This is a genomic window from Bradyrhizobium sp. WSM2793, assembly GCF_000379585.1.
Lineage (GTDB): Bacteria > Pseudomonadota > Alphaproteobacteria > Rhizobiales > Xanthobacteraceae > Bradyrhizobium.
This window is the reverse complement of record NZ_KB902816.1, coordinates 1-20,780: the sequence shown is the minus strand read 5'-3', so window position 1 is coordinate 20,780 and position 20,780 is coordinate 1. Positions and strand designations below refer to the sequence as shown.

The window sequence follows — 20,780 nt, the reverse complement described above, 5'->3', positions numbered from 1 at the left end:
TCATGGTTCCCGTCGAGGCCACGTAGGAGCTTTTCGAAGGAGACGGCAGTTTGAAATTAACACCGTGTCGACGTAGCCTCGAATTGTTTTCAGCTTAGTTGCTATCGTCATGGCGGCTTTGCGGACAGGTGTCCCGATCGATTCGGCACGCTCTGGATCTCCGATACGGCACAACTTTCGCCGATGTCCAAGCGAGGACCGTGCAGCTCAGCGGGCCGATCCGCCGACCAGCCTGGGAAGTAATACCGTTTCTTCCGCGTTCGGGTCGAACGATCGCATTTGCGATACTTGAGCCAGACCCGACCGGACCGCCGCGGTGAAGCCGGCATCGGTCAGTTCGTAGAACCGCCGCTCCGCCTTCGCGAGCTCTCGTGCGTCATCTGCATTGAAGAAGTGACGGCTGTCACCGGTACTGTCCATCACGATCTGGATCGCCATGATCGTCTTCCTCGGAATGATGATGGCCAAGGACTTGATCCAAGTATCCGCCCGAAATCGCGGAGTTCTAAGACAAGAAGAGGTCATCGCAACGCCGGGCTTGCCCAAAGAAGGCTATGTCGGTGACGCCCACGATAAAGCCCCATCAACAGTGAACCGACTGCCCAGCGGTATTAAGTTCCGATCGTGGAAATGCAAGGGCGGACTGCGGATGGTTGAACGCTCCGAGCGGAGCATGTTCCGGAGCCAACTAGGAACCAGCGGGAGAAAGGAGATTTAGTGCACTAGATTTATTTCGAAGGGTTTACCAATGGCGATCGCTTCTTTTAGAGGAACAATGCCGCTATTTCTTCCAGAGCGTTTTTTCGTCGGGCGGCTAGAAGGTTGGGCAGTACTAGAAAGTCTAGTTGGCGGACTACTGAAGCGCGCAACAATTGCTGGTCACGGCGAACTAGATGCGGACACTGATACAGTGCTGTTCGTCGAGTCATATACATTTGACGATGGCCATAGTGACACTCTGCATTGGACGATCCGAAAGGGTGAGGAAGGCAAGTACACCGGCTTGGAAAACCGACTGGAAGGTGACGCCATCGGAGAGCAAGCCGGTTGCGCATTCCATTGGAAATACACGCGCGATACACCGCAAGGCGGCGGTAAATCGTTCAAGCTGAATTTCGACGATTGGTTTTATGGGATCGATGAACGAGCTTGCATAGTCCGCGGCCGTGCTGGCCGTGCTGGCATCCCGTTTGCGACGGCGCACGTTACTTACCATAAGCTTTAGCTTCGCTGGTGTCCGCCACTGCCACCGGCGAGAGCGGGTGAGGGCTCAGGGGAAACGGCGCGAAGCTGACGCGCTTCCAGGGCGTGGCCAAGGCGCTGGAAGGTTTGGTCGCCGTAGGTCAGATCGCTTTTGCGCTCGGCCGCAGCCTCGAGTCCGTCAGGCACCTGACCGTCACGCGCAAAGAGATCGACGACGTAGAGCCGGAGTGAGGCAGGAGTCTCGAGAATCGGATCAAATGGCGCGTTCAGCGAGAACCCGCCATCGCCAAGCCACCGGCCGGCGATCTGCATCGGAGCGAATTCAGGGATGAATCCGCAACTCGCCAGAGTATGATCGATTTCGATCCGTTCCGACGCAGAATCGAACATCACGGCGTCGCCGCTTTCGAGGTCCGTGGCGCAGATCGTGATGCGGGGATCACCGTCATTCAGACGGCCGAAATCGATCAGCTGGCGAAGGCGTTCTCGTGTAGGGCTGAGATCATACAAGCCGCTGAAGTGAGATGCCGGAATGGGCAGCCGGGGCTGGAAGAACCCGCTATGGCCGAACAGGCGCGTATTGATCGAGCTCAGCCATGCGAAAAGATGGCGACTTTCGTTCGTCCCTGCGTAAGCGTAGCTCTGCGGCCCTTTTGATGATTAACGCTTGACATCTATTTGAGCCGCGTGCCGCGACGCCGCGGCTTCCAAATTTTGGACAATGCGCTGACGGCGGCCTCGAGCATCTTCGAGGCGACGACGTTGGGATCGAACTGTGCGGGCCCAAAGGCGCATATTTTCATGTTCCAGATGAGTAGGGTCGCCGCTGGCATCGAGGTATTCGGCATAGCCGGGCGCACCGCCGACGTCCTCGAGCAGGAGAGAAGTCCCTCTATCGTCGTGGTGTCGAACCATTTTTAGAGTTTGATCACTTGGTCTCAGCTGTCACCGAAGTAATAGAGATAATGGATCGTCTTCGCGCCGGTCTCCTGAACGATATTGAAGAGCCGCGTCTTGCGATGCATCGATGGACTGAGGGCCAAAATCTCCTTCGGGATCAGGGACACCCCGACGTCCTTCGCCGGCCAGGAACTCGAAGAGATGGCTGTTCGTCCAGCCAAACGCCGCCTGAAGCGTCAGATGCAGCCGATCAAGGCGCAGCGTGAGCGGCACGACAAGGCATCGCGTCACCTCCGGTTTCACATCCTTGAGGTCACCTTGATCCGGACCGCCGTCGTGTTCAGGCTCATGCCGCCAGCTTCGGATCATGTGCATACATCCTGTAGATCGACGCCCAAGCTGTCCAAGGCAGCCAGGAGATGCAGTCCATTGATTGGAAACCACCTTGACAGCGCTTTCGATACGTCAGGCGATGAGTTCAGCATTGAAGATTGAGCGGTAGGCGCCATTTCTTTGGAGTAGCGCTTTCGATAATCGCAGCGTTGATTGCCTCAAAGCAATTTGGAAAGGCCGGCGAGGACCTGACAACGCTCTTGCCGATGTTTCTGCTGATACCCTTCGGCGGTATCCTTCTCGTCTTCGGATATGCACTGGGATACATGCATCTCGAAATATCTGCATAGTCATCGCGATATCGGTCGGAGCAATTTGGGTGGTGGAACCGATTCTCACGCTTCTGCTGTTTCGAGACGGGCCAACGGTAGGTTCGCCGATATCGGATTGGCGCTCGGTGTGCTTGGCACGCTCACTGCGCTATTTTTATGAGCGTATTCTAAGTGCGCCTAACTGGGCAGCATCCTCGGCGAGGTCCTATTCTGAAAAGGACTTGCGCAACGTAGGTTCTGCTCACTCGAACGCGAGAAGAAGAGGTTGTCTTGACGGAACGTTCAACATCGAGCCCAGATCTACGCATTGTTGGATCCGAAACTCCTTGGTCGAACAATAGCATCTCCTCCCGGTTAGTAAGAGCTTTGCTGCTGCCGAAAGTCTGAAAATCGACCCTGCGGTTCGCCATGCTCGACGGCTTTCGGTATTCGGGAATGACTTTGGCAGGGCTATCTCTGGCAGCGCACATTTCCATACTGGTCACGGCGAGGCAATGGAATGCGGACAGGCGCTACAATCGACGATCCCGCACCTTATGGGCCATCCCATATTGCTGCCTCAGCACCACAACAGCTTCCATGAAATTGGAACTCGGACGGCGGGGTTGTGCACACGGAAAGCATCCTTCGTCAGCCAACCGTCAGCCAGGCGGCCTATCCAGGGACGCTGCGCATTGTTGACCGTATGGGAGATGGAACATGACGGGCATTGGCCGACCTGGCGAACCGCACGTTGGGGCTGCAGGAGCCGACAGCACGTCGGGATCGAGCAGTGCGCATTCGGAGCCAAATTTTGTCCCTGCGGAAGGCCACCGAGTTTTCAACTCCGTCTTGGAGCGGATGTGCTTAGCGCCTGAAGATAGAATGGCGAGGCTCGCGAGCGTGCCCTCAGGTTCGGGTGTGGCTGTCCCCATTTCCTCAAGCGGTGAGGGGATCAACGCAGCGAAACAAAATATGGACGGCCTGCTTGAGGAACTTGATACTTGCCACAGTGCTGCCATGGGCGCTCAGAGCTCGTCTGAGGCGCAAGAGCTGATCGATCAGGTTGTTAAAGCAGGCGCAGCAGTTCTGGACTACTACGCGAGCCTGTCTCCAGATGTGGCGCGCAGCATTCTGTCCGAAGATCAGGCTCGCCGAGTTCGTGCCCGGACTCTGGATGCGGGGAACGAATGCAACGCGCTGGCCGCACGGACTATCTACGCCTTGGAGCAGCGTAGGGAGAATGCGGGAAAGATACTCGAGCGGATGCGCCAATCCAATGCTCCGCCCGACCAACTGATCCGAGCGGCTTCCAGTGCGGCGAAACACTATTTGGCCTGCACGGAGTGGTGGGAAAAGAAGGCATTGCGCTCTGAACGGATGCAGTCCGTCTGCGCAGCCACTGCCAACTTGCCAAGTGCAACGGCCGAAATGCGACAGGCCGAACAGGCGACACTACGGCTGCATACCGGCTGGGCACTGAATACGAGGTGCGTGCATCTGCAATCGCAAGTCCTTCTCGCGCGGGTCATGATTGAGTCGCACGCGAGCACGCTCGACCCGGCCGTCAGGCAAATCCTCTTGGGTGAGAACGGTCGGGCACGTCTACTCGGAACCTTCATGGGCGATGTTGTTCCGGCATTCCTCTCAACGGGCGACGCTGTTCTGAACAGCAAAGGACAAGCCCTCGACGCAGAGCACTGCGCCGTTCTGGAAGGGGTCATGGAGCGGCTATCGGAATTTGCGTCGGCGTTGCCCAACATGGTTGCCGAGCTAAGGAATAAGGGAGCAAGTCCCGAGCTTCCGTTGGATCTGTTGGATCAGATCGTGGAAGGATCGTGGGTCACTGCCCATGAGGTCATGCGCCTGCTAGCAGTGCAGCCGAAGACACCAGCCATCATTGAACCGCCAACGGAGGCTGGCCTTGCGTTACCGGCCGACGCTGCCGGCAACGACCCGGCGGCCGAAGGCAGTCCAGCGCGCAGGAAAGGGAAGGGCAAGCGCAGGCAGGCCGGAGGTGCGGGGAGTTCGGCAGCCGGGCAGCCCGAGCCGCAGCTCGCTAGGCCCGACGCCGACACGACGCGAACCACCAAGGTTATTGTGCTCTCGGATCTGGGCACGAAGAAACTCGCGAGCGCGGAGGAGGCGCATACGAGGATGTCATCGTCGGCGAGGGAACACTTGGCGATATGGCAGGCTGCGCCATCGAAGGAGACACTGACGCGCCTGCTCGCGCGATTGGACGAACTCTTGCAATTCGATCTGCGCAGTGAGCAAAGAGCCATTTCGCAAGCGCGCCACATGAAGCCCGAAGATGCCGAGCACGTCGTGGACACCGTGGTTGAGCGGCTGCAGAGCCAATCCGCGGAGATTGAGGCCTGTGTAGCCGCGCTGGACGAACCTCGCCGACGCGGCCTACTCACGCCTATGCAAGTGCCCGAAGTGCAAAAAAAAATAGTCCGCCTCAAGGCGATGTTGTCGGATGTTAAGGGGCAGGCACGTGCTTCGAAGGCGCAAAAGGCTTCGATCGAGATCGATTGCATGAAGACCTATGCGTTTCCCTCGCAGAAGTACCTCGAACGGTTGCAGGCGGCCGAGGAGTTGGCTCCCTTGGAGTCACCGCGCGCGTTGAAGGGTGAGCCAGGAACGCTGTTCGAGATCAAGCTGCAGCCTACGCCACTGCGCAATGGTACGGTGAATCCGATGTGGGTGCACATCCATACGAAGCGGCCGGTCTATGCGTGGCAGTTAACGACATTGGATGACGCCAAGTTCGCCGCTTGCCACGTGAAATCCAACGAACAGCGCGGCTACAATCGCCTCTGGCAGAACGCTCGAGCTGCAACGGGTCACGAAGACGTCGTGATCCACCGCGGCAAGCTCACGCCTGCGTTCTGCAAGTCCTTGTTAGGTTCCGCTTTTAGCGGCTATCCAGGGTATCCTTTTGCCGGAACGGAGCGCGGGGCGCACAGGTGACTCGATACGAGACTAGTTAAGCGACTCGATAGAGTGCCGCTTGTGGTACGGCATCGGTCTTCTTCGCATCCGGATCCAGTGGCCGAATGAACCGCACCTTGGGCTCCAGGCTCCAACTCCTGAGTTAAGAAGCCGGATTGAGCTGTGTTGGAGAGGCGAGCGTTCGCCATTAGCAACTCCAGGAAGAGGCCCAAGAGTTCTCTGAGCCGGGTGAGGATGCGGCGGAAGTTGTGGCCGACGGCTGAGAGGACAACATTGGCGGCGTCGCCGGCGCGGCCTTTGAGGTAGCAGCGGCCGAGGTGGCCTTCGGCCTTCATGTGCCCGATGATGGGCTCGATGACAGAGCGACGGCGCAGCTCGCGCTTGATGACACCGAAGACGTCGCGCTTCTGGCCGGAGATGAAGAGGCGACGGGGATCTTGCGCATCGTGGCCGCGGTACCCCTTGTCGACATAGGCCCGCTCGATCGGACAGCCGGTGAGCGTCTCGGTGCGCTCGATGACGTCCCGCAGGGTGTGCCCATCATACGGATTGTCGGGCATTGCGCTCGCGTGCAGCACGAACAGGCCGCCGGGAGCGCGGCGATTGTTGGTGACGACGGAGGCCGTCACGCCGAACTCGTAAGGCGCGGCGGCCTTGGCTTTGCCGATGCACTCCACCTCCGGAGCATGGAAGGAATAAAGCTTCCAGCCGCGCTGGCGCTGCTGCTGCGAACGAATCTGCGCGGCCCGGCCGAGCGGAAGGGCGAAGGCCTCCTCCAGTGCCGGCTGGCCCTCGATGTTGCGGCGGATGTCGCGAATGATTGGGCCGAGCCTGCGCAACTGTCGCTGATGCCGCCGGCACTGTTTGGCGTGAGCGTAGCGGGAAGCCATCATCGCGGCGGCCTTGGCCACGCGAGCATAGGATTGCCGGAGCCTGACCCCGTGCCTTCTCGCCGGGCGATTGAGGCCCTTGATTCCCGACAGTGCGTTGACGGCGGCCTCGAGTGCCCTCCGATCGACGACGTTGGGATCGAACTGTTCGGGCCCCCAGAGGCGCATATTTTCGTGCTCGGATGATTAGGGTCGCCGATGGCGCTGAGGTAGTCGGCATAGCCTGACGCACCGCCGACATCTTCCGGAGGACAACGACCGATGGCCTCGAGCAAGTCGCCGAAGTCATAGAGATAATGGATCGTCTTGGCGCCTGTCTCTTGAACGATATCGGAGAGCCGCGCCTTGCGGGCATCGATCGGCTGGGGGCCAAAATCACCGTCGGGATCAGGGACGCCCCAACGCCCTTCGCCAGCTAGGAACTCGAAGAGGTGGCTGTTCGTCCAGCCAAACGCCGCTTGAAGCGTCAGATGCAGCCGATCAAGACGCAGGGTGACGGGTACGACAAGGCAACGCATCACCTCGGCTTCACGTCCTTGAGGGTTACCCTGATCCGGACGGCGGTCGTGTTAAGGCTCATGCTGCCAGCCTCGGATCGTGCGCATGCATCATATAGGTCGATGCCCATCGAAGCAGCTCGTCCAGTCGCGCCGCAGGCCAGCCATTAACGAGCTTCGCGAGGACATCGGAGAGCCCGTGCTCGGCGCTGATGCTATTGAGCTTACAGGTCTCGATTAACGAAGCTAGTACTGCCCAACTCTCGGCGCCCTCGTCGCACCAGCGAACAGGGCGTTCTTGGCATTGAGCTTGATCGGCCGCATCGCACGCTCGACCGCATTCGTGTCCATCTCGATGCGCCCGTCATCTAGGTAGAGCGTCAGGCCGTCCCAATGACGCAGCGCATAACGCAAAGCCTTCGCCGTGTCGCTCTTCTGCGCGAGGTGATCAAGCGTTGCCTCAAACCACTGCTTCAAGGCTGCGGCCAGAGGCTGGGCATGCGCTTGTCGGCCCGCGCGGCGCTCGGCATCAGATCGGCCTCGGAGGGCTTTCTCGACCGCGTAGAGCTTGGCGATGCGCTTAAGAGCCTCGCGGGCAACCGGAGCTGGCGCAGGCGCCGCCTCGCGCTCGATCTTCACAAACTGGCGCCGCAGATGCGACCAGCAGAAGGCGAGCGTCCCGGACAGGGCGTCCGCACGCGTCTCTCGGGTCTTGGTCTTGTAAGCCTGATAGCCGTCGCAGTGGATGATGCCGCGATAACCCTCAAGCAACCGCAAGCCATGAATGGCCCCACGGCCCGGTGCATAGGCATATACCGCTCCAGGTGGTCAGGCCCGGTCCACGGCCTGTCATCGCGCGACGGCGCCCAGAAGTAGCCGGTTTTGGTCCTGCCGCGCCCCGGATCCAGCACCGGCGCCGGGGTCTCATCGACACAGAGCTTCGGGGACCCGAGCAGAAGCTCGCGCAGACGACGCCACAAGGGCTTCAATTCCTGGGCGGCGTAGCCGACCCAGAAGGCGAGCGTGGAACGATCAATGGCAATTCCGTGGGTCGCCAGCATCTGCGCCTGGCGGTAGAGAGGCAAATGCCAATGCTACTTGGCGTCGATCACATGCGCGACGAGCCGCTCGGTAGGCAATCCACCCCTGATCAGTCGCTCGGGAGCAGCCTGCTGGAGAACGACGCCCTGGCAGGCGCGGCAGGCCAGTTTGGGCCGGCGGGTGACGATTACGCGATACTGCGCCGGTACGACGTCCAGCCTCTGGCTCTCATCGTGACCAATCTCAACGAGATCCCCTTTGCAGGACGGGCAGCAGGTTGCAGCCGGCATCAGTGTTTCAACGATGCGTGGCAAATGCTCCGGCAACTGACCGCCATTGGCCCTGCGCCCGGCAGCTCTCTTCTCGCATGTTTTGGGATTGGCACGATCCTCGGCTGCTTCGAGAGCCGCGACGGCCTGATCGATATCCTCCAGAACAAGCTGTAGCTGATCAGCGTCAAGCTTTTCCGAGGATCGACCGAACTGCGCATCTTTCGCAATCTTGAGCAACCGCTCGAGCCTGGCGCAGCGCTCCAGCAGAGCTGCAGCAAAGGCACGCAACTCGGCTGGATCGCTCGGCAGCTCATCGGGCAAATCACTCATTGGCCCGAATCTGCCATGCTTCGCGCCGCGATGCAGCGAAGATTTTATGCCCTACGCAAGTGCTTTCGGCTGCGGGATTCGAGGTGCGTGCATGCGTGTCCAATCCATGCCGACCAGAAGCGCCGACAGTTGCGTGGCGTTCATCCGCATCACACCGTCAACAACCGGCGGCCATTTGAAGGCGCTGCCCTCAAGCCGCTTCCAGTACAGCACAAGGCCACTGCCATCCCAAACAACGATCTTCACCCGGTCGGCAAGCTTCGCACGGAAGACCACTGCCACGCCCTTCATCGGATCGTGGCCCAGCGTCTCCTTCGCCAAGAGTGCCAAGCCATCCGCGCCCTTCCGGAAGTCTACAGGTCGGGTCGCAACGTAAATCATGAGGCCAGCGGGAGCCGTCAGCATGAACGTGTCCGTCGCAGTGCCATGAACACTTCACTAAGCAAGGCAAACCCAGGCGTCCCGCGTACCTCCACCCGTACACCCTGGAGCTCAACAGTCACAAGGGCTGCTTCCGGCGACCCGGTGGACTCCGTGGTCGCCGGTAACGCTGACTCCGACACCACCGGCACGAACGACAGCGTGTCCGCCGAACCCGGCAGCACCAACTGGCCCAAACGCGCCCGGCGCCGCCAATCATGCACCTGCTGGGGCCGGCAGCCATGGCGGCGTGCGATATCCGTCACAACCGCACCCGCCTCAAGGCTTTCCGCGACGATCTGGGCCTTTAGATCATCCGGCCAGTTCTTCCGGCCTGCGCCAGCATACACCTTGATACGCGGCGACAACGATCGTCTTATGTCGTCCGAATGGTCGTCCGTTGTGAGCACCCTTGCCGAAGATGACTCTTCTAGCGGCGCTCCAAGGACTGCGCACAAACAATCTGAACGGCCTCGGCGCTACGCTTACGCCCTGCGGACGGACCGCCTGCATGCCAGTAGATGCGTAAATTCCGCAGTCGATCGGCGCTTGGGCTTCCCGCGATCAGGGCGGCCGTGATCGCGCCCGCCGATGAACCGCTCACCCAGTCGATCGGCTGCGCGAGACCGGTCAAGGCCTCGAACACTCCGCCATGGTAGGCACCAAGGCCCAGACCGCCGGAGAAGGCAACGGCCGTAAGGCATCGCTCCGGGTTCATGATGCGGCTCGGCTTAGTGGAGTGATACAGCTAGGACAGCCACAGCTCCTACCGGTATCCTCTATAACGGCGTGCATAATAACGCGGATTGACCCCGCAATAGGCGTTCGTTCCAGATGCGCTCGCCATGCACTGAGCATAATTCGCAAATTGGCAATTGCCGGGATAGCCCCCAATCCGGCCCTGAAGGCAATAGCGATCCTGTGCGACGGCGTCGGTCGAAGCGCCGAAGCTCGCCACGACCGCAGCGGCGGCGGCAGCCATGAGTAAACGATGTTTCATCCGAACCTCCAATTTCGACATTGAACGCCGGCTTTGAAGCGGCGTTCCAAATGCTCCTCAAGCCGCATATGGTTCCTTGGCAAGGGGCATCTGCTTGCCGATCTGTCGGCGATCCTGGGCGGCTCGACATCGTGTCCGGGCGAGGTGGATCGCTCATCGGCGGTGTCGAGATTGGTCTATCTAGCCAGACAGAGGTGTGTCTGCGATATCCAACAGTGCGCCAAGACCCTGCCGTAGGCGGCGCGTCGCGATATTATCGTTGGCAAGCCCAAACACCAACAGGGATCGTCCGGTCACCGCGTAGGCATGCCCGAACTCGAACTCGACCATCTGGCTGGTTGGTGTCGATCAGGTCCAACCAGCTAAGGCCGTCGGCTACGGCCGGCAAAGTAAAGGTCACGATGGTGCTCGTTGTACACCAGCAGCATGGTCGCATCAGAGCCGCGGCGCTTGATTCCGTCTCCTGCGCATGTCCGCCGAGCAGCATCCCGAAGTTGGTATTGCCGTCATGCCATTGCTCCGTCGTCATCTCCTCGCCGGATGGTGATAGCCAGGTCACGTCCTTGACGTCGAGCTCCTCATTGTGCGAGCCAACCAGGAAGCGACTGCGGTACAGAATAGGGAATGCTTTGCGTGTCGCGATCAGCTTTCGCGCAGATTCACGCAGGTTGCGGCCGTTCGCGTTGATGCGCATCCAATCGAGCCAGGTCGTGTCGTTGTCCTGGGCGTATGCGTTGTTGTTGCCCTTCTGGGTGTGCCCGAACTCGTCCCCGGCCAGCAGCATGGGTGTGCCATGGGAGAGCAGCATCGTCGCGAGCAGATTCCGTTTCTGGTGCTCGCGCAAGGCCGTGATCTCGGGATCGTCGGTGGGACCCTCGACGCCGCAATTCCAAGAATGGTTATTGCTGTGACCGTCCCGATTCTCCTCGCCATTCGCCTCGTTGTGCTTGTCTTTGTACGAGCGGAATTTCGTGCGCCCGTTTGCTGACCAGATCTATTCAGGCGTTCTGGGCGCCGAACAGATGCTTACATCCCAACAAGTACATTCGACAGCAATCCCGGTAATCTATCGGCAAAGCTCATCTACCTCATGCTTCACGGCTCAGACACCGACACCTCGCGTTTTTGGGGCGAGACGCAAGGCGACATGCTTGAGGCGATGACGGTCAACAACGTTCCTGACCCCTGCGGAGCCATCATATTCGCCGGATGCTGCTGGGGTGCGTTGACCGTACGCACGCGGGCAGCGGTATATAGGGCCGGCGATCCGATCCAAGTGGTCATCCCGGCCCAGTCCGTCGCGCTCTCTGTCCTGGCGGCGGGGGCCAATGCTTTCGTGGGGTGTACCGGCGCGCACTACTCGCCAATGGACGGGGACCTCAACTGCTTCGGTGCCCCCATGCATTCAGCGTTCTGGAAGCACGTCAACGCGGGAAAGCGGCCCGCAGAAGCTCTCTTTCAAGCCAAGATCGATTACATAAAAGGCATGCCTCACGGGCGAACGAAAATGGCAACGAACCCCGTTTCGCAAAGGTGACATCATGGCGGGAAAATCAGACCTTTTGAGTGGCCCGCTCGAAGATTGGGAACCCTTGGATTCACCCCCAAAGGGGCTTGATTCCAATGCTCCGCCCCCCAAGCCAGGCCGAGTGGCTCAGGAATGGAGTAAAGTTGCCCGGAAGTATGCCGCAGATTCCGGCGGCTCCGGTTTGCCGTCTGATGAACACTCCACCCTGGTGCGGGCGAAGAAGAAGGGATCCCGGGATACCGACGTGAACACCAAAACCTTCGTCTTGTCTGGAAACAAGATCGTCGGCTCACAGGGCTAATTGCTGCAATGCAACATTATGGCCGTCGCCGGTAGCAGGCGGCGCTTTTTCGTATCGAGTTTCCGGTCTCGGTTTCGCGTCTCTGTTCAAGTGACGCTTTCCGGATGACCGCGCTCGCGGAAAACTTTGTCAACAGACTTAATCCCAATCAAGTTTGAGCGGCGCCGTTCAACGAATCTGCTGAGTTTGCGCGGGAACTCGGCGGTTCCGGCCGCTTCATGCGGGTCAACGAGCCCTTATCACAAGATATGATAGTACGGCTCGGCCGGGTATCGCGTGTCTGAAGCGCCCTATAGTTGCACCCTATGGGGCGGTATTTTCTGGTTCCTTTCTCCATCTCACGCTGAACTGGCAGTGCTGATGGGCCTTGACAAACATAAGGAATTCCTTATATGCTTGTTTCGTTCGAAGATCCCCAGTTGGGAGACGCGGCTGATGAGTTGGAGCAGCTTGGGCACGATTTCGCCTGCGAGGTCCTGCTGTACCTCCAGAAAATTCACAGCGGAGCGGTGGACGCCAGAGATCTTTCGCCCTTCTATACGTATAGGGGCATTGAGATGTTCCAAGCGGTCGGAGCGACCAAGTTTGCAATCTTCGCTATCGAAATTGATGATGATGGCGACGTGGCGGTGACGCTGATGCTCGCGGCTGAGCATGGCGTGCCGATGTATGCTGGAGGGTCCTCCTGGAATGGCAACGACTATAGTGCATTGAAGACCGGAATACTGAATGCGCGAGCTTCAGTTTGGTTTGTATGAAGAGTGGAGGCTGCAATGGTCAAACTCAAAGTCGAAAAAAGCCACGAACGTAGACCGCAAGCCGTTGCTGAGGTCAGCAGCAAGGGGCGCGGTCGCTCGCTCGCCGACCTTGTGGAAAAAATCGAACATGCTGATCCAGGCCTTGCAACTGAAAAGAAACTATCGAGCGCGGCGATGCGTGCTGGTGAGTTAGTTCGAGCCATGCGCAAGGATGCCGGACTCTCACAGACTCAATTGGCAGAAAAGCTGGACGTAAGCCAAGCTCGGGTTAGCGAAATTGAATCGGGAGTCGGAATCCAAGGACCAACTTGGGATTTGATGGAACGAATTTCAGTTGCATGCGGCAAAACGCTTGGAGTTGCTGCGTCTAGTGATGATCTAGAACTCGCGGCTCACATGCCTATGGCTATCTAGTCTGGGTCTGTCGATGAGAACCTGAAGTAGATGGGGTACTCTTGGTGGGACGCACTCAAAGATTTTCTGGGCGCCGCGAGTCCAATATTCATTGCAGTGCCGTGGCTGAGAGATTTCTGGCTGCGTCATCGGAAGTCGCAGGTCGAACAAGTCGAAGCAACCGGGCGCCTCGGTCGGTTAAAAGTATCGATCGAAGGTGCAATCCGGCAAAAAATCGAATCGCCGAAAGTCGCAGACTTCGTGTGGACCATCCTTGGTCTCGCGCTGATACTCGCGAGCTTTTTAATCGCGTTTGTTCGAGGTCTCAGTGATCTCCTCGGACAAGCCGGCTAAGTCTCGCGATGGTGTCTCACATTGAGGCGGTGTAAGTCGTCGGTCCCTTCCGGCAATGTCCATGACAGCTGATTGCGGAAAGCGGTTTGTGGACTCGTCCGATCGAGCGGGGCAATTCGCAAATCCAGGCGAAAGCTTCCCTACGCTTGTCTTCATGGGCGTGTCTTTCGGAAAGTAAGTCTCTGCGTGAGCAAGCAAGGACGCGTGGTCCCCTAAATCAGTCATTTGGCCACGAGCGCGCAGATCATTCGCCAGTCGACGAAGTGCCTGCGTATAGAAACTGACCGTGCTCGGTTGCAGGTTTTTCTGAGCCGCATATTGAGCAATCGCCCTGTCGATAAGGTCCCGGTCTTCTGTAGATAGATGGGGATAGTGGTCGCGAGCGCCGACGGGAGCGGGATCTGCCCGTCTTGCCTCGGCCAAGTGCTGCTCAAAGCGATCTCGTGCGGCCGGGCTCGTCTGCGGCGCTTCCGAGACGGCGTGCTGCCCCTGCGACCAAGCTGGTACGTCAAATGGGTCAAAATCTTGCGGGTCCACGCTAACCTCACCTCCAGGATCACCTGAACAGGTCTCTGTAGTCGGGCAAGCTTTCGAGAACCTGATTTGGCCATGGTTCCGTACGGGGAGTTATTCGCGTTGGCCAACCTCGGAAATGACGGCGCTCGGGACCAGCCTCTCCTCAACAATCCGCCCGATCCTCCCTGGAGAACTAACGACATCCTTTTCCGTAAGCTCTCCAGCTGGCGTCCTGTCACATCCGACTTAACGGGCTCGTCTAGCGGAGATGCAAGCTGATCCCTTCAAAGCGATCGCGAAGCTCAGGTCCCATGCGTCACGAGAAGGCGGGGAACAGAACGGCGCTTGCGATGATCAGAAGAATATCAACGTAGACACCAACAGATTGAGCGCGTGTTCCGTTTGGAACGTGTGTGTGATGCTTGTCGGCTTATGAACGTATGACAGTCCGACGCCTGCATATATTCCCGGAGCGAGATGCGCGGTGTATGTTCCGGTGATTGCTGTGGTATCGCGATGCGCAAGCTGGCCTTTAGCCAAAGCAGCATCCACAGCAAATTTGCTCCAGCTCGTGTTGCTAGCAACGAGTGCAATCAGATCACTGGGCCGACTGTCAAAAAGCCCTTTCGCATAAACACGAAGCTCATAATATTGGCTGATCTTGTTGAGATCAGGCGGAGCTCCCATGAGGGAGAAGCCACCATAGATGCCGCGAGACGGAATCCCACTGGCGTCGCTCTGCCAGAACTGCCTGTCCGCAGCGATGTAGTGAAAGTTATTCCCGCTTTCCCTTTGTTGGTTGGGATCCGCCAAATTCTTGTAGCGGCTACTGTTGAAACCAACGCCCGCCCGCAGCCACGTGTCGGGTATGCCGGGAGCAGCCTTGGTCTTGTAGCCGGCTTCATCAACGAGAAGAATGCCTGCATTGGCCGTGCTCCAGTTCAAGCCGATGGGATTCTCCGTTATCTGGACATAGGGACCATCTGGACTAATTGAGCGCTGGACGGAGACCTTGTTGTATAAGCGATCGTCAAAATTGTACTTCAGGTTGACCGCAGGCGTCGGCGCGGCATTGGTGCTCATGCCGGCCTGGAACAAGGCAGACATGTTCGATCCTGTAATCCCTCCGAACAATGTGCCGGTGAACTCATTTTGGTTTCTGAGGTAGCCAAGTTTGAGTTCTAGTGTCCTGTCGAAGAAAGTCTGATAGTAGGCGAGCGTATTGATTCCGACTCGATCTGGCCCCGGGCGATCCCACGTCCAGTATTGCTGCTCGGCTCCTACGACAATCTGTCCGTCGGCAATGCCAAACCGGCTAAGATCGTAGGTGACGATCATGAAGTTGGCCGACGCGAAGGTCGGATTTTGGCCCATATAGAGCTGGTTTGCGATAGTGCTTCTGGCTGCGTTCGGCAGCTGGTTGTTTGCAAAGCTGTTGTGTGTCCAGCCGATGTAGCCGATGCCGACATCTGCCAGCGCCGATCTAACGCCGCCCCTGTCCTGATCAATCGTGTCCGCAGGGCCAGGTATGTTGAGCCACAACCCTTTTTCACGCAGATTGTCGTATCTTGCGAAGGGATCGATCGTCTTTTGCGGTCTCGTCTGCGCAGCTCTGTCCGCATTGCCGCGCTTCTCGAAAGGCACTCCGGGACCTGCTGCTGGCGCCGGGGCAGGAGGGCGGATTGCTTGATGGATCAGGTCGATCGGGAGCTTTGTGGCCCGATCGGAAGCCTTTCGTCTTTTGCTGGGCTGATCCACAGGGTGGCTACGAGGATCAAGCCCGCTCGCGGTTTGTGCCAGTACGGAATTGCCGACCAGACAAGCCGCTAGCGAAAGTGCGATAACAAGCCCACGTTGCTTTCCTCTTGGTCTAAAATTGAAAGAAAGTGCCGCCCTAGCTGAGTATGTCCAAGCTGAGGTCGTCGCAAGAAGGCAATCACGCACGAGTCCATGTCTGCCGGCCATGAATAGATTGAACTGCGGCCTGATTGGCCCAGCGTGAGCTCCCGGCGTTTTCGCGTCCGGGGGCGAGGGGGACGAGCCAGAACTCGATCTATCCGAAGAGAACCACTTAGGCTTTCCCAACCTCTCCGCTCGCGGCGCGATGATGATCTGGTCTGCAACTTGCTTGTGCATCACGGCCGGTGCGCCGCGAGCCAGCGGCGAGCGCTGGCTCGGCAAAATGCTCACGACCACCGCGCGGGGCCTCGCTGTCCTGGCCACCAAGACATTGCGAATGTCCACCTTGCTCACTGTGAGTCAGGCGATTCTGGCGGTGCCGCGCATCTGCATCGAAGGCGGCTTTCGCGACGAAACGGCAGCTACCAGCAAGCATGGCTCGCCGGGCAAGAGGCCTGGCCTCACGAAGCGCTTCATTGTTATCGTTGTCACCGAAAGACGAGACAATCGCCGGGCAAGGCCGAAGAGCCTTTGAATTTGCGCGCGCGGCAACCACGCCACAACGTGCAACGTGATGGCCCAGGAGACCGGAGGAATCAGCCATCGAGCAGCTTTGGCGGGTATCGGCGAGCAGTTGCTGGCTCCATCAGCGCCCTTGGCGCGGAAAAATCTGTCTTGCATCCGAATCCTTGACGTGCGCGGCGTTCGTTGGCCACGCTTGCCACGTGCCCGTCATCTCGAACAACCTGCCGGAATTGGTAGTTGATCAGGTGCAATCGTTGCCGGTCCAATCAGGCATTGCGGCTCGGCCGATCAGCCGTGGCGTTTACGTGGTGCGTCCCGGATGAAGTTGTTGGTCTCCATCGAACACACTGCAGGAAACAGTGGGTTTGCATTCGTGCCGGGGCATGTAAGAAAATCTGCAAGGTTCTTCTGAATGATGAGAAAATGCTGCGCCATCGCCGGCGAAGATGAGAACCATTGCTCGCTGGGGACGCTATCATGGAGAACGCGCACAAATTGTCGCGTTGCGTTGCTCAAGAAGTAGCGTTTCATAGGAGCAGGGGCAGCCGATCAGGAAGTTCGCCAAGATCGATTATTGCCGACGCTGGCAGCTCCTGGCGCGCGTGAGCATCGCAGGCTGTCGCGTCGACGAAATAAGCCTGCTGGAATTGGATGTTGAGCGAGGGACAATGGACTCGATTGATCAAGCGGCCGCCTCAGACTTGCGGCCGCTCTTGCACGGGCCATCAAGACGGATTCTCCCGGTTTTGGTGCTTCCGCTTGCCCTCGTCGGATCGTGTGCTGCTGGCGCCTGGGTTTGGGCTAACCTTGAAGAGTTTGTCGAGACGCCGGAAGCCCGGGGAGTCGCTTCAACGATGAGCCTGTCACCCGAGGACAGGGCATCCCTGTCCGAGATAAAGTGGGCACAGCAGAACGCTGGCGATGAGATCGCAGAACTCAACCGCCGGATCGATGCCCAGCGGGATGACCTCAAAGGGATCCTGGATCAGATCACCGTGCTGACTTCGCGGATCGATTCGCTGCAGAGTTTAACACCTGCCCCTTCTGCTGCTCCCGTGCCTCCTTTGTCGCCAGCTCGGGCTGCTTCAAGCGTCGCCAGGAAACGCCTCGGGCGGTCCAAACCACAGGGACCTGTTTCCGTCGGAGGCGCGCCAGTAATCGTAGGACCGAGGACAGCCGAGCCTTGAGGCTGAGACCGCTGCGGACGTGGTCGAGTCTCCAACTGTGCTCAAGGAGGTGGACCGTAGCTTCACAAAGCTGCCTGCGGCCGTAAAATACTCAAAACTTGTGCGGGCGCCGGCGTCTCCAGCGGCATATCGCTGATGCCGTAACCATCATCGAGAGCACTCCAGCGGAGGTGGGGCAGAGCCCTTTCGCATGATCGAGGCGTGGCCCTGAACGGCGAAGTCCGCTGCGCCTGTCCTTTAAATCAGCTCCCTTTTTATCAGCCCTCGCCAGTTTTGAGACCATATCTGGAGCGTCGTGGCATCACACCGCCGCTGCATCCTCGAAATCTGGCCTGTCTGCCCGAGGCGCTTCTTCGGATCGCTCCCTGGTGGAGAGCTTAGAGGTTGGGGAACTGCTCACATCCGTGGCTAAGTTAATAGGGGGTACGGTCGAGATAAGTGTCGAAGGCGGCAGCAACAGCACGAACGACAAACCGGTGCTCCTGCTTGACCCGAATGAATCCCTCTTCAATGTCCACTATCCCGTCTTCGGCAAGCATTACCAGGCGGTCGGCCGAATCAAGAAAAGGAATCGGATCAAATCCGTGAGCAGCACAGATGGCTGGTACGTCGGCCTGCAAATCGCACATCAGACGCTCGATGATTGCGGCGCGGAGGCGATCCTCGGCAGTGAGACAGTAGCCCTTTGAGGTTGCCAGACGGCCAGCCTGAATGTGTTGATCATAGGAAGCGGTTGCGATCTCGTTCTGGACGTAACCGTCAAGCAGACGGCCGATGGCTGACGGACCTAAGCCGATCACGGTTTTGCAAGTATCAGCCGAATAACCCAGAGAGTTGCGGCGCAGCTGACCGGCTTTCTGCGCCAGCGCGAGCTCGTCGTCGGGCAGGGCGAAATGGTCGAGCCCGATCTGGCGGTAGCCGGCCGAGACCAACGTATCTGCAATGGCCGCGGCTTGCTCGGCGCGGGCGACATTGTCCGGCAGCGCCGTCTCGTCGATCTGGCGCTGACGTTTCATATAGGAGGGGACGTGAGCATAGCCGAAAACCGCAAGCCGGTCTGGCCGCATGGCCAGAGCCGTGCGCGCGGAGTCCACGCAGGACCGCACCGTCTGATGCGGCAATCCGAACAGAAGGTCGAAATTGATGCGGCTTATCCCATGCTGGCGAAGACTTTGGACGACAGAAGCCGTCTGCACCTCGCTCTGGACGCGGTTGACCGCCCTTTGAACCACAGGGTCGAAGCTTTGCACGCCTATGCTTGCGCGGCTGACCTCCGCCGCTTCTAACGTTTCGACCATCTCGGCCGTGAACGCACGCGGGTCGATTTCTATGGCGATGGTAGATGATTTGCTGAACGCGAAGCAGCGGCGCAGGAGTTCCATCAAGGCCCGGAAGTCGGTCGGCGCAATGGTGGTCGGCGTCCCGCCGCCGAAATGCACGTCGCTCACCGGCAGAGCGGGCGGCGCTTGCTCTGCGACCAAGCGTATCTCATCCTGCACCGCCGCCAAGTAATTGCGCAGCGGTCGCTCGCTGCGAGTGAGGCTTGTAGGGAAGCCGCAATACCAGCAGATCGAGCGGCAGAACGGAATGTGGAGGTAGAGCGATACGGGCTCGTCGGGCGGCAGCCGCCTCAACCATGTCTCACAAGTCTTGGGACCGACCATCGCGGTGAAATCAGGTACGGTTGGGTAGATGGTGTACCAAGGCAGGCGAGCATCGCAATACTTGTTTAGGAGCGAGTTCTCCAAGGCTTAACTTTCCCATGCTCAAACAGCATGAAGCTGACCGATGCCCTCTCTTGTGTCTTTGCGTTATGTCAACCCTGCCTAACTGTTCCTGAGATCTGGTCCCGCTCTCGATGTCACTCCAACGCAGCTTAGGGGCCGGGAGTGAGAGTGGAGTGAGAGCCCCTCGTTGGCGATTATCTGAATGCTTGTGGGTAGAATGAACTTCTCGTATGAGCACGGTCGAAGCGGCTAGACGTCCTCCTTTTGCGACGAAAAGGGGGATCTAAAGGCATCACGGGGAGCGGGCTAGGCTGTCTTGAACCGCCCCGGGTTTGCCTGGTCTCTCGACTTTCAAGCTGGTTTTCCGTGGAAAAACCGATGTGGATGCGCACAGCATTCGACCTATGCGTCCCGTCCAAGGCCGGCGTGTCACGGAAAAAGTTGCTTGCTAGATGAAGGACGCCAAGTGCGCGATCGTACAACGTGACGCTACGTGCGATTCAAGTCCTTTGGAGTAGCTCACCAAAACATTTTTGAATTTCAAGTATAGAATGCATGAGCCTCAATTCCGCCACGCTGCTTGTCTCATTGCCGCAAGCATCATCACGGATGTACTGATGATGTTGGGGCGGGCCCGGCGCACTTTCACCCCCCGGCAAAGTGCGTCGGGGCGCCTTGGTTCGGCGGCGTCTCGTTCCGGCTCCAATGCAGCTCACCAACTCACAACAACTTGCAGGTCCTGCTTATAGCGAACGCGAGGTCTGGCCAGATACCTCACACGTGACGCTTTCTGCGATAGTTTCTAATCTGCTTCAGCACTTGATGTCTTCTGTTTTTAACATCGCCTTTGCAGCTATCGGTCGCTGCCAGAGCGCGCATAATTATGCAGTTGGCCCTTCTCATTGGCGTCGCATCAATCCGATGCACCTGCAGCTCTCACTGTTTCACATAAGCCGCCTGGTGAGGCGTCGATCATCCCGTCACAAGTAATCGTGCTCCCGCGGCGGCCTGGAGGCCATCTATGAAGAAGCCGGCTGGGAGATGTTGCGCCGCATCTCAAGCGCGAACCAATTGGATGCCGGCAACGAGCAGAACCGCCACGAGGATGAACCTGATAGCTGTCTGGTTCAACCATTTCAGGCCGATAACTGCTGATTCCGATGATCTCGCCCGGGTGTACCGATTTGATCTCGCCCAGGATTCCGAGATGATCTCGCCCACCATTCCGATTTGATGTCGCCCGGGGCGCGAGGCGTTCTGGCTGTCTGGTTTCTGGCATCGGCGAAGCCGCGTGGTCAATCTTGAATCGCGGCTCGACGGGTTGGTTTTTCTGTTGCTCCTGCTGTGGGCATGTGGGCAACGCTCTTGCGTTGTCCAAGCGTAGCGGCATGTCCACAGCGCCACAGGCTCAAGCCTTTCGGTCGGGTTTGCGGGTTC

17 protein-coding genes and 3 pseudogenes are annotated in these 20,780 nt (G+C 58.7%); 6 read left to right on the top strand and 14 right to left on the bottom strand.

Going from position 1 to position 20,780, the window contains the following annotated elements:
* Positions 1–207 precede the first annotated feature (207 nt).
* Positions 208–438 carry a hypothetical protein gene (locus A3AS_RS0136635; protein WP_026202746.1) on the bottom strand — a complete coding sequence of 77 codons (231 nt, stop codon included), beginning with the start codon at positions 436–438 and terminating at the stop codon, positions 208–210.
* A gap of 310 nt (positions 439–748) precedes the next feature.
* On the opposite strand from A3AS_RS0136635, the gene A3AS_RS0136630 reads away from it, so the two are divergent.
* Positions 749–1,225 (top strand): DUF3833 family protein, encoded by a 477-nt coding sequence (locus A3AS_RS0136630; RefSeq protein WP_026202745.1) that lies wholly within the window; start codon positions 749–751, stop codon positions 1,223–1,225.
* On the opposite strand, the gene A3AS_RS44285 is transcribed toward A3AS_RS0136630, so the two are convergent.
* The 3 genes from A3AS_RS44285 to A3AS_RS49560 all read right to left on the bottom strand — a co-directional run bounded on the left by A3AS_RS44285 (position 1,222) and on the right by A3AS_RS49560 (position 2,472).
* On the bottom strand, positions 1,222–1,713 hold the full coding sequence (locus A3AS_RS44285; protein ID WP_018322416.1) for a patatin-like phospholipase family protein: 492 nt from the start codon (positions 1,711–1,713) through the stop codon (positions 1,222–1,224). The two genes, A3AS_RS0136630 and A3AS_RS44285, sit on opposite strands and share 4 nt — an antisense overlap.
* 150 nt (positions 1,714–1,863) lie before the next feature.
* Positions 1,864–2,118: a plasmid pRiA4b ORF-3 family protein gene (locus A3AS_RS49565; protein ID WP_245283365.1), complete on the bottom strand. Its 255-nt coding sequence runs from the start codon at positions 2,116–2,118 to the stop codon at positions 1,864–1,866.
* A gap of 30 nt (positions 2,119–2,148) precedes the next feature.
* Positions 2,149–2,472, bottom strand: coding sequence for a plasmid pRiA4b ORF-3 family protein (locus tag A3AS_RS49560; protein ID WP_245283364.1), 324 nt, complete (start codon positions 2,470–2,472; stop codon positions 2,149–2,151).
* Positions 2,473–3,467: 995 nt separating this feature from the next.
* Here A3AS_RS49560 and A3AS_RS0136600 point away from each other — a divergent pair.
* On the top strand, positions 3,468–5,723 hold the full coding sequence (locus A3AS_RS0136600) for a hypothetical protein (protein ID WP_018322411.1): 2,256 nt from the start codon (positions 3,468–3,470) through the stop codon (positions 5,721–5,723).
* Positions 5,724–5,847: 124 nt separating this feature from the next.
* On the opposite strand, the pseudogene A3AS_RS0136595 reads toward A3AS_RS0136600, so the two are convergent.
* The 8 genes and pseudogenes from A3AS_RS0136595 to A3AS_RS0136570 form a co-directional block, all read right to left on the bottom strand.
* Positions 5,848–6,685 (bottom strand): annotated as a pseudogene (locus A3AS_RS0136595) (IS5/IS1182 family transposase); the annotation flags it as partial.
* Positions 6,595–7,113: a plasmid pRiA4b ORF-3 family protein gene (locus A3AS_RS46105; RefSeq protein WP_245283363.1), complete on the bottom strand. Its 519-nt coding sequence runs from the start codon at positions 7,111–7,113 to the stop codon at positions 6,595–6,597. The pseudogene A3AS_RS0136595 and the gene A3AS_RS46105, both read right to left, overlap by 91 nt.
* Before the next feature lie 58 nt (positions 7,114–7,171).
* Positions 7,172–8,735 (bottom strand): annotated as a pseudogene (locus A3AS_RS0136590) (IS66 family transposase).
* 51 nt (positions 8,736–8,786) lie between these two features.
* Positions 8,787–9,140 carry an IS66 family insertion sequence element accessory protein TnpB gene (gene tnpB, locus A3AS_RS0136585; protein ID WP_018322410.1) on the bottom strand — a complete coding sequence of 118 codons (354 nt, stop codon included), beginning with the start codon at positions 9,138–9,140 and terminating at the stop codon, positions 8,787–8,789.
* Positions 9,134–9,505: a transposase gene (locus tag A3AS_RS0136580; RefSeq protein WP_245283366.1), complete on the bottom strand. Its 372-nt coding sequence runs from the start codon at positions 9,503–9,505 to the stop codon at positions 9,134–9,136. Before A3AS_RS0136580 ends, tnpB begins: the two co-directional genes overlap by 7 nt.
* Before the next feature lie 80 nt (positions 9,506–9,585).
* Positions 9,586–9,873 (bottom strand): patatin-like phospholipase family protein, encoded by a 288-nt coding sequence (locus tag A3AS_RS46100; protein ID WP_084674985.1) that lies wholly within the window; start codon positions 9,871–9,873, stop codon positions 9,586–9,588.
* A 48-nt stretch (positions 9,874–9,921) separates the two neighbouring features.
* Positions 9,922–10,155 (bottom strand): DUF3551 domain-containing protein, encoded by a 234-nt coding sequence (locus tag A3AS_RS0136575; protein ID WP_026202744.1) that lies wholly within the window; start codon positions 10,153–10,155, stop codon positions 9,922–9,924.
* Between the two features lie 180 nt (positions 10,156–10,335).
* Positions 10,336–11,116 (bottom strand): annotated as a pseudogene (locus A3AS_RS0136570) (glycogen debranching enzyme GlgX); the annotation flags it as partial.
* 580 nt (positions 11,117–11,696) lie between these two features.
* Here A3AS_RS0136570 and A3AS_RS47960 point away from each other — a divergent pair.
* The 3 genes from A3AS_RS47960 to A3AS_RS46095 all read left to right on the top strand — a co-directional run bounded on the left by A3AS_RS47960 (position 11,697) and on the right by A3AS_RS46095 (position 13,156).
* Positions 11,697–11,984, top strand: coding sequence for a hypothetical protein (locus A3AS_RS47960; protein WP_157644489.1), 288 nt, complete (start codon positions 11,697–11,699; stop codon positions 11,982–11,984).
* A gap of 392 nt (positions 11,985–12,376) precedes the next feature.
* Positions 12,377–12,742, top strand: a complete 366-nt coding sequence (locus tag A3AS_RS0136560; RefSeq protein ID WP_018322406.1) for a hypothetical protein — start codon at positions 12,377–12,379, stop codon at positions 12,740–12,742.
* 15 nt (positions 12,743–12,757) lie between these two features.
* Positions 12,758–13,156: a helix-turn-helix transcriptional regulator gene (locus A3AS_RS46095; RefSeq protein WP_084674984.1), complete on the top strand. Its 399-nt coding sequence runs from the start codon at positions 12,758–12,760 to the stop codon at positions 13,154–13,156.
* Between the two features lie 1,203 nt (positions 13,157–14,359).
* On the opposite strand, the gene A3AS_RS44275 is transcribed toward A3AS_RS46095, so the two are convergent.
* A complete protein-coding gene (locus A3AS_RS44275; RefSeq protein WP_245283362.1) occupies positions 14,360–15,649 on the bottom strand; it encodes a carbohydrate porin in 1,290 nt (429 codons plus the stop codon).
* Positions 15,650–16,187: 538 nt separating this feature from the next.
* Here A3AS_RS44275 and A3AS_RS47955 point away from each other — a divergent pair.
* Complete coding sequence (locus tag A3AS_RS47955; protein ID WP_157644487.1) at positions 16,188–16,439, top strand: hypothetical protein; 252 nt, start codon at positions 16,188–16,190, stop codon at positions 16,437–16,439.
* A 1,590-nt stretch (positions 16,440–18,029) separates the two neighbouring features.
* Here A3AS_RS47955 and hemN read toward each other — a convergent pair.
* Positions 18,030–19,364 (bottom strand): oxygen-independent coproporphyrinogen III oxidase, encoded by a 1,335-nt coding sequence (hemN, locus tag A3AS_RS0136530; RefSeq protein WP_026202742.1) that lies wholly within the window; start codon positions 19,362–19,364, stop codon positions 18,030–18,032.
* Positions 19,365–20,780: the final 1,416 nt, after the last annotated feature.